Consider the following 11,620-nt stretch of genomic DNA (forward strand, 5'->3'; position numbering starts at 1 on the left):
TTCATCATAACATACGTTACATTCCCATAATTTGCCTTGGCTATATCATCATTTCAAACAATATCCACTGTTACCTATCAGACTAGTTCAGTATATCTAAATGTGTAGAGATATATTTTCTTCTACCTTCAATATAGTCATAAATTCTTTGTGGTTCCTTTATCCACTCTTCTTCATCCTTATATGGATCTTGCGTAATAAAAGGTTCAAGAGATTCATACATTAAATCTATTTTTGGCTTCAAATAATCATGATGAAATTGTTCGTTTAATATATTTTTTAAAATCAATTGATATTGCTTCCTATATTTATCTGTATGAAGTAATCTCGCAGTCAAAGTGTTATACCCTAAAATTGAGACAAAATCCTCCCTCATGTACTTACCATTTATATCTCTTCCCCAAGTAGCATCGTAGTCCCAAGGAAACACTTCAAATAATCCAGTTTCTCGATTTTGATATAAAGCATAGTTATGGACAAACCCATCATAATTTTGCGTGAAAATAATTCCTGCTAGATATCGGAGATAACGATCAATATCTAAATATTGATTAATTTCTTTTTCGAATTCATTATTTAACATCGTATTTACTTGATAGATAAATTTTTCTAACTCTGCATTATCTTCGCTAAGTCCATATTTTCTTTCGTATCCTAACGTTAAAGATGTCTTGATCTTTTTATCTACGTCACTCATTAGCGAAAAGTTGGCATCACCATTAACTGCATAGAAAATCGGTCCATCTGGTAGCCCCCTTTTCATAAGGAATTGCCTATCAACAGATTCTAATTCCAAATAAATACCTGAATTTTGACTATTCACTTTCAAAAAAATATGTCTACATTGAGGTGAATGAACACCAATATCTTTAAAAAAGTCTAGTGACAGTTTATTTCTAATCATAGAAGGGTCTTTATATTCTGCGTTTAAGTGAATTTCTTTTACACCTTTGTAAGTTTTTGGCTTATAGAATTGGACGTGAAATGATTTCTTAGGGAATTTTCGAATATGTGCCCCGCGTAATGCTAGATCAATATCATATCTTTTTTTCTGGATTGTAAGTGTAGCTGGAAGGGGATCATTATTCCAAATATCTTTCTTTAATTCACTTAAATCCAACGGATGAACAAAAAGCTGGTATATAGGTATTTTAATAGGCTTCATCATGTCTCCCTCACTTTCTTCATATTGTATGAATGCTAAAGATAAGTGACAATGGCTATAGTGGATAATCTATTTTTTTATATTTACATGATTTACTTATTCAACTGACCACTTCTTGACGTAATATAGTAAAGTAAAAACCAAACATTGATAGAATGGTTTTTTAAATAAAAAGGAGGGAAACTATGGGTTACTATTCTTATGAAGATATTCAATCTGGAGTAGATCAAGTTCATTTAAACGGTTTAGAGGAGTTCTTATATCAGGATCCAGGTCGAAAAAAACACCATCACGATACATCTGACCATTGTTCATGCTATTGTAGCTGTGAAGAAAGCAGTGATGTTGAATCCAGTTCTTCTTGCAACCGTCGCAGTTCTTCTCGCAACCGTCGCAGCTCTTCTTGCAACCGTCGCAGTTCTTCTCGTAACCGTCGCAGTTCTTCTCGCAACCGTCGCAGTTCTTCTCGCAGCCGTCGCAGTTCTTCTCGCAACCGTCGCAGTTCTTCTCGCAACCGTCGCAGTTCTTCTCGCAACCTATCAACATCTCGTTCATGTAACAGAAGAACAAGTCGAACTACCCAAAATCTAAATAGTAAACATAATTGTAATTACTCAAAGTATAGAACAGTAAAAAAAGAATGGAGAAATGGCAATCTTTGGTCTGTACACTATAAAAAATAAATGAGGTTGGGACAGCACTAGCTTTAAATAGTGCAAAAGGTGAATTTGAAAGAACTCAAACTCACCTTTTTTTATTTTTACGTGTAGATTCTTCTATTACCTAAGTTGTTGGCCATGTATTTCTTAAATTCCCAGCCATTAATGTGTGGCCCATTTCTTTTTCTTTCTTCATTTTTTCTCGTACAGAAGATCGTGTGAAACGTAAATTAACCTTCAACGGAATATCAAAACATTGGCTAATTAAATCTTTCACTTTCGATTGAACACGGAATGTGTTAATTGTACGGAGCTTACTTCATACCCTTGAACTAGCCACATCACGGGGATACTGTCTTTTAATGGGGATTACGTCCTGAAAAGATAGATTGCGGGTAGACACATAAGATAATTTTCAGCATTATGCATGGATGATAGGCGGGACAGCCCTCATTCGCAGGAACGATTTGAACGCTTCATGTTTTATTGATACGATCACGGTAGTGCGTATTGCCAGATTGATAGCGCATAATATCGATACCAACATAAGCGTTCAGTTGTTTCGCGTTTTTAAAACGGTGGATATCCCCTAACTCCCCAATAAGTCGGCACACAGTGTTATCTCCGATACTTGGAAAAGAGCGTAATACGGGATATTCCTTTCTTCCTTCAGACATCGCCACAGCGGGATATGAATTTCCCACAACTTCTAATAATACGATGGCTTTTTTCTCTGCACGTTCTAGGGACAGATTCTTACGTGTATTACTTTTCAAACGATTTTTAATGATGGTCTTTGAATGAGCCATTAAAAGTGCGGGATGTGGATATAACTGTACAATATTCAAGAATATTGCTGAACTCGGTGTAATAAGTTGTTCCAGCTCCGGAAACGATAGATGTAAAATCGCATGCATACGGCTACGTAAAAGAATGATTTTTTCGTCAATCTCGTCATAATAACGTGTAATCGCCCGCATTTGTTCATAATAATCATCCTGTACATACGTCTTTTTGCGTCCCATATTAAAGTGGGTTTTCACTAAATTATGGGCATCACTTATATCGGTTTTGTTTCAACGCATGGAAGCCATTTGTAAGTGCGCTTCAATCGGGTTCATGCGGCAGTATGTATGGCCGTAATCACGTAGAAACTTTTCAACTTGCTTTGAATAGACATCTGTCGCTTCAAATACGATTTCAGGGGCTGGTCCATCAAGAGCTGTGATTTCCTCAATACATTGGTATAGCTGCGTAAAATCAACACGTGTATGATCTAACACACCTTCAAATTCACATTGTTTATAGCGATTATATATAACGATGGTACTTTTTCCTTTACTAACATCAAGTGCGATGACATGTTTCATACAAATCTACTCCTTTTGCCTATCATAGAAGTCTTCACAGTGCCTTATCGATTCCATTTTCTTATACACGATCTCTTTGACCAAACATACTAAACTGATTCAAATAAGGGTGTGAAGTTGGTCTATTTTTGATACGGACTCTTACATGGTCCCAGAGGCTGGTCGACCTTCCTTCACTTCTACTATAAAAAAATAGCAGCACGAACCATGGCCTAGGTTTGTGCTACTAATGTTAGTATGTTTTTATTGAGCATTATTTTTCATCTTTAACACGTTTTAATGGAATATCTTTTAAAATATCCCGAACAACATAACTAGCCATAAACAAACCAGCCGTTGATGGTACAAACGCATTTGATGATGGCGGCATTTGAGCCTTTCTAATTTCTGCTTGATCGTTTCCAACTATTTTTCGAACATCTTCACGGATGACAATAGGACTTTCATCAGAGAAAACAACAGGGATCCCTTTTCTAATCCCTTCTTTACGTAATTTTAGACGGACAACCCTTGCAATCGGATCTGTATGCGTCTGAGAAATATCCGCAATCCGTAAACGCGTTGGATCCATTTTATTGGCCGCCCCCATACTAGAAATGATTTTAATATTGCGTTTTAAGCATTCCTTCATCAAATGGACTTTATAAATGATCGTATCTGAAGCATCTACTACGTAATCAGGCTTATATCGGAAAAATTCTTCGTATGTTTCTTCTGTATAAAACATTTTCAATGCAATGACTTCACATTGAGGATTAATATCTGCAATACGTGCTTTCATTAAATCCGCTTTTGATTGTCCAACTGTTGATAAAAGAGCAGGCAGCTGACGGTTAACATTTGTAATATCCACATCATCTTTATCAACTAAAATTAATTTACCGACGCCAGAACGGGCTAACGCCTCTACGGCAAAAGAGCCAACACCGCCAATACCAAGGATAGCAACCGTTGCATTTTTTAATTTTTCCAATCCTTCTTGACCTATGGCAAGTTCATTACGTGAAAACTGGTGAAGCATAACTATCATCTCCAAACTATCTAACTTCTTCATTAGAATATACAAAACGCTAAAAGAATGCAATAGATGATAGATATTAGCTGTCTCCCATTTAATGGCTCGTTGTAATTGTAATGTTTTTCGAGCGGTGATGATAGAATTTTGTCAGCAGCTGCCCGTACACAGAAGCTAATACTTGCTGAAATAGCATCCCAATAATCACCGGGAAAACGACCTGTGGTGGAAAAAATGAGACTGCGATAACAGAACCTGCACTAATATTTCTCATACCGCCGCTATATGTTAATGTAATCACCATATCTGTTTTCAAATGAAATAAAGCTCCTATCAACCAACTTAACAGGTAACCAGATGCTGAAATAAACAATACAGTCAAAATAATCAATAATATTTTTAAATTAATATGATGCAAGTACGGTGTCATAACACTGCCGTTAATCATAACAACAAGAAACATACCAATTTTTGAAAAGGGAGACAATGTTGAGGTTGCCTTTTTTTGCAATTCTTTCGATGTAAATTGACTAAAGATGAGACCTAACAGGGAAGGAACAACAATCATTGTGAATAAATCTTTCATTAAATCAACAACATTTAATTCAACACTTTGCCCTGCTAATATCATAATTGTTAAGGGAACAATAAAAGGAGAGAGCAAAGTATCGATTAAAATGACTGTTAACACTAGTGGAACATTTCCCTTCTGCATCATTACCCAAACAAAACTTGTCACACCTGTTGGAATCGCTGCTGAAATGACAAACCCTGTAATTGTAAAATGATCATGGGCATATAAAACATGACCGATCCCCCATGCGAACAATGGCATCGCAATATGTAGTACGATAAAAGCGAGAATAACCGGAAAAGGATGACGCACAACCATTCCTAATTGTTTAAACGTTGAACCAATGCTGCCCGTAAATGTCATAAATGCAAATAACCACGGAACTAAAAATAATAAGTGTGTAATATGATGACCTAATAAAATCCCCAAAATTAAACTGATCGGAATAAAAATTGGCATCGCTTTACTTAAAAATTGATTTGTCAGCTGAAATACATTCATTACCATTCATTTCCCCTCTTTTAATTACTAGTTACCTGCATCCAGATTATAACTAGTAAGTAGTCGTAGTGACTTGCACATAGTGTTTCGCGTTAAACAATAAAGCAAATGATATGTATTTGTTTTCGAAAGAGAAAAAATATTCGTTGTTTTGGATTTTTCAAAAAATAAAACCCTCTTATTAAGAGGGTGATTTAACGCAAAATAGGATAAGTCCCGATCATGCCGTTATTCTAATATCCTAGTGTTTTGAACCCGCACTCAGCAGGTGGGTGTTCTGTTCCAAATTTTATACTTCCTTTTAAAAAGGCATGTATGCCACTTGAAAACTCCGAACTCCCAAAAATAGAAATGTTCGGTCAAAACTTATAGGGAAATTAACGAACACATCAGGACTTATCTAACTTGATATTATCTTATCACTTTTCTATCTTATTATCAAATGGTAATCGCCTAAAAATTGAATTTTTTATTTATTCCTTCAATTGAATATTTAAATGCAATTCATCTAATTGTGCTTCGCTTACAGGACCAGGAGCATCCGTTAACAAGCAGCTTGCACTCGCTGTCTTAGGAAAAGCAATCGTATCACGAAGGTTTGATCTGCCTGCAAGAAGCATTACCAAACGGTCTAGTCCAAGCGCAATACCACCATGCGGAGGTGTACCGTATTCAAATGCATCAAGTAAGAATCCAAACTGCTCATAGGCTTGTTCTAATGAAAATCCGAGCGCTTTAAACATTTTTTCTTGTACATCACGTTCGTAAATACGCAGTGATCCCCCACCTAATTCATATCCATTTAAAACAATGTCGTATGCTTGAGCTTTTACACTTGCTGGATCTGTTTCAAGTTTTTCAATATCTTCACGGAATGGCATTGTAAATGGGTGATGCGCAGCATAATAACGTCCATCTTCTTCATTAAACTCAAGAAGTGGCCAATCTGTCACCCATAGGAAATTAAACAGACTTTCATCTATTAAATTGAGTTCTTTTCCCAATTTTAACCTTAACGCACCAAGAGCACTAGCAACAACTGATTTTTTATCAGCAACAAACAGCAACAGATCCCCTTGTTCAGCTTCTAAGGTTTTCATCATTTGCTGTTGATCTTCATCGGTAAAGAATTTAGAAATTGGACCTTTCAATCCTTCTTCCTCAACTTTTAACCACGCCAAACCTTTCGCTCCATAACGAGCAACAAATTCTCCTAAAGCATCAATATCTTTTCTAGAATATTTACTTGCTGCTCCTTTGGCATTAATCGCTTTAACTTGGCCATTATTTGCAACAGCTGATGCAAAGACTTTAAAACTAGAATCTTTCACAATTTCGGATATATCCACTAGTTCCATTTCAAATCGTGTATCAGGCTTATCAGATCCATATCGGCTCATCGCTTCATCGTAAGTTAACCGCGGTAGTGGCGTTACGATATCCACACCTTTTACTTCCTTCATTAATCGTTTCATCATTCTTTCAGTCATGCTAATGATATCTTCTTGAGTAAAAAAGCTCGTTTCAATATCGATTTGTGTAAATTCCGGCTGTCTATCCGCCCGTAAGTCCTCATCACGGAAACAGCGTGCAATTTGATAATATTTATCAAACCCAGATACCATTAACAGCTGTTTGAAAAGCTGCGGAGACTGCGGTAAAGCATAGAACTCACCGTTATGGACACGGCTTGGCACTAAGTAATCCCGAGCTCCTTCCGGTGTACTCTTTGTTAAAATTGGTGTTTCCACATCAAGAAAACCTTCGCTATCCAAAAAATTACGAATCGTTTTCGTGATATTATGACGCATCTTAAATGTTTGAATCATTTCTGATCTGCGCAAATCCAAATAGCGATATTTAAGGCGCACATCCTCAGCAACATCCGTTTGATCTTCAAGAACAAATGGAGGTGTTTTCGCTTCATTAATAATCACTAGTTGTTCAGCCTGAATTTCAATTTTCCCTGTTTTGATGTTTTGGTTAATGGTATTCTCTTGACGTTTAACTACTGTTCCTTTTACTTCAATAACGTATTCATTGCGAATTTTCTCTGCAAGTGCTAACGCTTCTTGAGAATATTCTGGATTAAAAACAACTTGCACAATGCCTTCACGATCTCTTAAATCTACAAAGATAAGACCACCTAAGTCACGGCGTTTTTGAACCCAGCCTTTTAATGTAACTTGTTCACCAACATATTCTTCTGTTACGTCACCGCAATAATATGAACGTCCTTCCATCATACTTTCCCCCTAGTACGCTAATTTTTTAAATTCTTCAACAAACGTGTCAAGCGGTAATTCGATTTGATCACCTGTTTGCATGTTTTTTAGGTTTACTTTATTTTGTTTAATTTCATCTTCTCCAAGGACAGCCACAAATTTAGATTGCAAACGGTCTGCTGATTTAAATTGGGCTTTCACTTTACGATTTAAGTAATCTTTTTCAGCAGAAAAGCCTGCTGTGCGCAAATCATGCAATAATTTAAAGGCAGTAGATTTTGCTTCATCACCAATTGATACAACATAGCAATCAACATCATATTCAACTGGCAATTCAATATGCTCTGCTTTCAAGGCTGCGATCAATCTCTCAACACTAAAAGCAAATCCAATTCCAGGTGTTTCAGGACCGCCCATTTCTTGTACGAGTCCATTGTAGCGGCCACCGCCACAAAGTGTTGTAATAGCTCCAAAACCTTCTGCATTACTCATAATTTCAAAAGCCGTATGATAATAGTAATCAAGACCACGTACAAGTGTCGCATCCACTTCATATTCAACATCGATTGAATCTAAATAGGATAATACTTGTTCAAAATACGCTTTTGATGACTCATTTAAGTAATCTAATATGGATGGTGCAGTTTTCATTAATTCGTGATCACGATCTTTTTTACAATCTAGAATACGCAATGGATTTTTCTCTAATCGATTTTGACAGTCGCTGCAAAATTCGTGAATCCGCGGTTTAAAGTGATTAATAAGTGCTTCGCGGTGAGCAATCCGGCTTTCTTTATCACCTAGGCTATTTATGACAAGCTTTAAATTTTTCAAGCCCAATTGTTTATATATATCCATTGCTAGAGAAATGACTTCTGCATCAATGGCTGGATCTTCACTTCCTAAAGCTTCTACACCAAATTGAACGAATTGACGGAAACGACCTGCCTGCGGTCTTTCGTAACGGAACATTGGACCATTGTAAAATAGTTTGACAGGTTGATTAGGATTTCCGAACATTTTATGCTCTATAAAAGACCGAGCTACAGAAGCAGTTCCTTCAGGACGAAGTGTTAAACTACGATCGCCACGATCTTTGAATGTGTACATTTCTTTTTGTACAATATCCGTCGTATCCCCAACACCTTTTTGAAATAATTCAGTGTGCTCGAAAATAGGCGTTCGAATCTCTTGGTATTGATAGTTCTGACATATGCTTTTAGCGACCCCTTCAATATAGTTCCATTTTTCCACTTCACCAGGTAATATATCTTGAGTCCCGCGCGGAATTTGAATGGCCATATAACATCCTCCTTAACATGTAGCTAAATATGTATAAAATAAAAAAACTCCCAATCCCTTGTTAAATAACAAGGGACGAGAGTATGTTTCCCGTGGTGCCACCCTAATTGAAGCAAAAAGCTTCCACTTTTACAGTTAACGCCTGCAAACGTTTGTCCCTATTAAAGGATGTCCCTTGTTCAAGACAAAACCTACAAAGTGTTCTTTCATTAAGCCAATATGTAGAAATGTTTTCAGCCTGAGACATTTCCTCTCTTTTCATACGGATCTTAATTACTTTTCTTCGTCATTGGTTTTCGAACGATATTTACCATCTATTTTAAATATGATACGTATCAGAATTTCATATGTCAAGGTTATTCAAGAAATTAAATGCATGACACTAAAATCTATCCAATTTTCTTTTTAACTTTTTGACACTCTCTAATGATACACCAAACTCAGAAGCTAGTTCAACAGATGTTATTTCATTTTCATGATTATTCTTCTCGTAAAACGTAGTTCCATTAATTTGATTTGCTGCATGATTTGCCATTTGATGCCGATCATTTAATTTCAATGGTGTCTTCGCTCCTTTTTTTACATTTACTCACATGAACTGATTCATCTAACAACTATGTTTAAACTACTCTCAGTCAAAAATCATAGTAGTATATATTTATTTTTTCCCAAAAGACCGTTTTTTTTTTCATGAAAAAGGATATTTTTATACTAAGCAAGAATAGTAAAGGGGTATTCAACGAATATGTCTAAAACTGAACCTAGGAGGTCTATAAGTGAGGAAAAAACTGATCGTAATTTGTTTTTGTTTAAGCATTATACTGCTTATATTCAGCAGTATTCCTTTTAAGAATATCCAAGCCGCCTCCGAATCAATCACAATTCCACGTGACGGTATTCATATTCGTCAAGGTCCCGCCGTTTCTTATTCAGTCATAGCAGATGCTAAAAAAGGGGAAACTTACAACATCCTTCAGCAAAAAAATAATTGGGACCAAATTGAATTCGAAAGTGGAAAAAAAGGATGGGTTGCAGATTGGCTCGTCACCGCTAATGGAAATGAAAAAAGCGTATCTGGTACTATAACAACAAACGGGCTCAGGGTTAGAAGCTTGCCGGATAATAATGCTTCTATTATCACTACTTTAGAAAAAAATGACGTTGTTACCGTACATAAAGAAAGTGGCAGTTGGCTGTATATTTCTGCACATTCTGTAAATGGTTGGGTGAGTCGTCAATATGTCGAAACGAAAGCAAAACAAACATCAGATTCACAAAATACTTCCGAAAAAACAACAAAAGGAACTGTCTCCGTAGATAATTTAAATGTCAGAGACACACCATCACTAAACGGCAATGTCGTTGCTTCTGCCAAAAGAGGCGCATCGCTAGAAATAATGCAAGAGGAAAATGGCTGGGATAAAGTGAAACTTTCAGATGGTTCTGTCGGATGGGTTGCAAGTTACTTACTTCAAACAAATGCTAACAGTTCAAGTGAAGCTTCATCAGCACAAGACGAAAACAGCAGCATGGAAAATATAAAAATTGTTCAGGACGGAACAAATTTACGGAGCCAGCCTTCAACAGATTCAAGTGTTATTGCTCGTGGCGAGGCGGGACAAGCGTATACAGTAAAAAAACAGAGCGGTGACTGGTATGAAGTTCAATTACCTGATGGCACAACTGCTTACGTTGCTTCATGGCTTGTACAATCATCCCCTACATCTAGTGATCAAACAAACAAAGAAGATTCCAATTCACAAGCTGGTATTAAAGGGAAAACAATCGTCCTTGATCCTGGCCATGGCGGAGAAGATGATGGCACAACAGGTTATAATGGGACATTAGAAAAATTAATTACCTTTCGCACCGCTGAAAAATTGTATGATAAATTAAAACAAGCTGGAGCAAAAGTAATATTAACTCGTACAGGCGATTATTATGTATCATTGCCAGAAAGGGTAGCAATCTCTAACTCAAATCACGCAAATGCTTTTGTCAGTATCCACTTTGATAGTGCAGATAATGATAAAAGTGTTAACGGACATACAACATACTATTACCACTCACAAGATGAATCACTAGCAACGACTGTTGATAAAAGCCTATCTAAACAAGTATCAACTGCAGATCGCGGAATTAAATTTGGCGATTTCCATGTTCTTCGAGAAAATGAAGAACCTGCTATTTTATTGGAACTGGGTTATTTAAGTAACCCAGTTGAAGAAAAATTAGTTGTAACGGACTCTTACCAAAATAAAGCAGCTACAGGCATTTATAACGGTTTGCTAAATTATTTTAAGTAAAACAAATCTTTCCATGACAAGTTTGTTTACTCCTTTAAATGGGCTTCATCTCAATGAAAACGGCTAAAGTAAATCTATTTTGCTTTAGCCGTTTTTTATTATAACTCCATTCGCTTTTCACCTTAAGTTTATCGAAGCGCAAGGATGCGTGACTCCTGCGAGATGAGCGGAATAGATGAGACCTCGCAGGCGTGCAGCGCCGAGGAGGCTCAGCTTCCGCCCGCGGAAAGGAGCATCCTGAAGCGGAAATCTAAACTTTCCCCTTTTGAATAAAAAACACCTTTGTATAGTACAGATTGCACTTTGTCAATACTTAAACTATTCATAAAAAAATTTATCGAAGCGCAAGGATGCGTGACTCCTGCGGGATAAGCGGAATTGCTGAGAACCCGCAGGCGTACAGCGAGGCCACTGAAAATCTTACGTTTTTATATAAATTGATTTAGCAAAGGCAGAAAAAAGGCAGTTTGTTGTTCTAGTTCAGACAACAAACTGCCTTTTTT

At 36.7% G+C, this 11,620-nt stretch carries 9 protein-coding genes, 1 other RNA gene, 2 pseudogenes and 1 other annotated feature; of the genes and pseudogenes, 3 read left to right on the top strand and 9 right to left on the bottom strand.

The features are described from left to right. Positions 1–82: 82 nt before the first annotated feature. A complete protein-coding gene (locus tag G4D61_RS07305; protein ID WP_025726605.1) occupies positions 83–1,168 on the bottom strand; it encodes a CotH kinase family protein in 1,086 nt (361 codons plus the stop codon). A 182-nt stretch (positions 1,169–1,350) separates the two neighbouring features. Here G4D61_RS07305 and G4D61_RS18620 point away from each other — a divergent pair. Both G4D61_RS18620 and G4D61_RS07310 read left to right on the top strand, forming a co-directional pair. Next, a pseudogene (locus G4D61_RS18620) lies at positions 1,351–1,425 on the top strand (hypothetical protein); the annotation flags it as partial. Positions 1,426–1,507: 82 nt separating this feature from the next. After that, complete coding sequence (locus G4D61_RS07310; protein ID WP_163173586.1) at positions 1,508–1,756, top strand: hypothetical protein; 249 nt, start codon at positions 1,508–1,510, stop codon at positions 1,754–1,756. A gap of 550 nt (positions 1,757–2,306) precedes the next feature. Here the strand turns inward: G4D61_RS07310 and G4D61_RS18120 are convergent. From G4D61_RS18120 to G4D61_RS07345, 8 genes and pseudogenes are all read right to left on the bottom strand, one after another. Then, a pseudogene (locus tag G4D61_RS18120) lies at positions 2,307–2,429 on the bottom strand (transposase); the annotation flags it as partial. Between the two features lie 471 nt (positions 2,430–2,900). Further along, positions 2,901–3,194: an IS110 family transposase gene (locus G4D61_RS18125; RefSeq protein ID WP_235425013.1), complete on the bottom strand. Its 294-nt coding sequence runs from the start codon at positions 3,192–3,194 to the stop codon at positions 2,901–2,903. A 253-nt stretch (positions 3,195–3,447) separates the two neighbouring features. Further along, positions 3,448–4,215, bottom strand: a complete 768-nt coding sequence (locus G4D61_RS07320; protein WP_025728321.1) for a tRNA threonylcarbamoyladenosine dehydratase — start codon at positions 4,213–4,215, stop codon at positions 3,448–3,450. A 91-nt stretch (positions 4,216–4,306) separates the two neighbouring features. Then, positions 4,307–5,290: a bile acid:sodium symporter family protein gene (locus G4D61_RS07325; RefSeq protein ID WP_025728323.1), complete on the bottom strand. Its 984-nt coding sequence runs from the start codon at positions 5,288–5,290 to the stop codon at positions 4,307–4,309. Positions 5,291–5,493: 203 nt separating this feature from the next. Continuing rightward, positions 5,494–5,683, bottom strand: a non-coding RNA gene (ssrS, locus tag G4D61_RS07330) — 6S RNA. 74 nt (positions 5,684–5,757) lie between these two features. Continuing rightward, positions 5,758–7,527, bottom strand: coding sequence for an aspartate--tRNA ligase (gene aspS, locus G4D61_RS07335; RefSeq protein WP_025728325.1), 1,770 nt, complete (start codon positions 7,525–7,527; stop codon positions 5,758–5,760). 12 nt (positions 7,528–7,539) lie between these two features. Then, entirely contained in the window at positions 7,540–8,811 is a 1,272-nt protein-coding gene (gene hisS, locus G4D61_RS07340; protein WP_025728327.1) for a histidine--tRNA ligase, read from the bottom strand. A 68-nt stretch (positions 8,812–8,879) separates the two neighbouring features. Next, positions 8,880–9,110: a binding site (T-box leader), on the bottom strand. Positions 9,111–9,193: 83 nt separating this feature from the next. Beyond that, positions 9,194–9,370, bottom strand: a complete 177-nt coding sequence (locus tag G4D61_RS07345) for a hypothetical protein (RefSeq protein WP_163173587.1) — start codon at positions 9,368–9,370, stop codon at positions 9,194–9,196. Positions 9,371–9,587: 217 nt separating this feature from the next. Here G4D61_RS07345 and G4D61_RS07350 point away from each other — a divergent pair, with 217 nt between their 5' ends. Further along, positions 9,588–11,117 carry an N-acetylmuramoyl-L-alanine amidase family protein gene (locus tag G4D61_RS07350; RefSeq protein WP_025728329.1) on the top strand — a complete coding sequence of 510 codons (1,530 nt, stop codon included), beginning with the start codon at positions 9,588–9,590 and terminating at the stop codon, positions 11,115–11,117. The last annotated feature ends 503 nt before the right edge of the window (positions 11,118–11,620 follow it).

Origin of the sequence: Heyndrickxia ginsengihumi (genome assembly GCF_011008565.1) — a bacterium.
GTDB lineage: Bacteria > Bacillota > Bacilli > Bacillales > Bacillaceae_C > Weizmannia > Weizmannia ginsengihumi.

What these genes read in the sequence shown, in the direction of transcription:
- aspS (WP_025728325.1), bottom strand. Translation starts at nt 7,527, where the DNA reads ATGGAAGGACGTTCATATTATTGCGGTGACGTAACAGAAGAATATGTT.
- G4D61_RS07305 (WP_025726605.1), bottom strand. Translation starts at nt 1,168, where the DNA reads ATGATGAAGCCTATTAAAATACCTATATACCAGCTTTTTGTTCATCCG.
- G4D61_RS18125 (WP_235425013.1), bottom strand. Translation starts at nt 3,194, where the DNA reads ATGAAACATGTCATCGCACTTGATGTTAGTAAAGGAAAAAGTACCATC.
- G4D61_RS07310 (WP_163173586.1), top strand. Translation starts at nt 1,508, where the DNA reads ATGTTGAATCCAGTTCTTCTTGCAACCGTCGCAGTTCTTCTCGCAACC.
- G4D61_RS07325 (WP_025728323.1), bottom strand. Translation starts at nt 5,290, where the DNA reads ATGGTAATGAATGTATTTCAGCTGACAAATCAATTTTTAAGTAAAGCG.
- hisS (WP_025728327.1), bottom strand. Translation starts at nt 8,811, where the DNA reads ATGGCCATTCAAATTCCGCGCGGGACTCAAGATATATTACCTGGTGAA.
- G4D61_RS07320 (WP_025728321.1), bottom strand. Translation starts at nt 4,215, where the DNA reads ATGCTTCACCAGTTTTCACGTAATGAACTTGCCATAGGTCAAGAAGGA.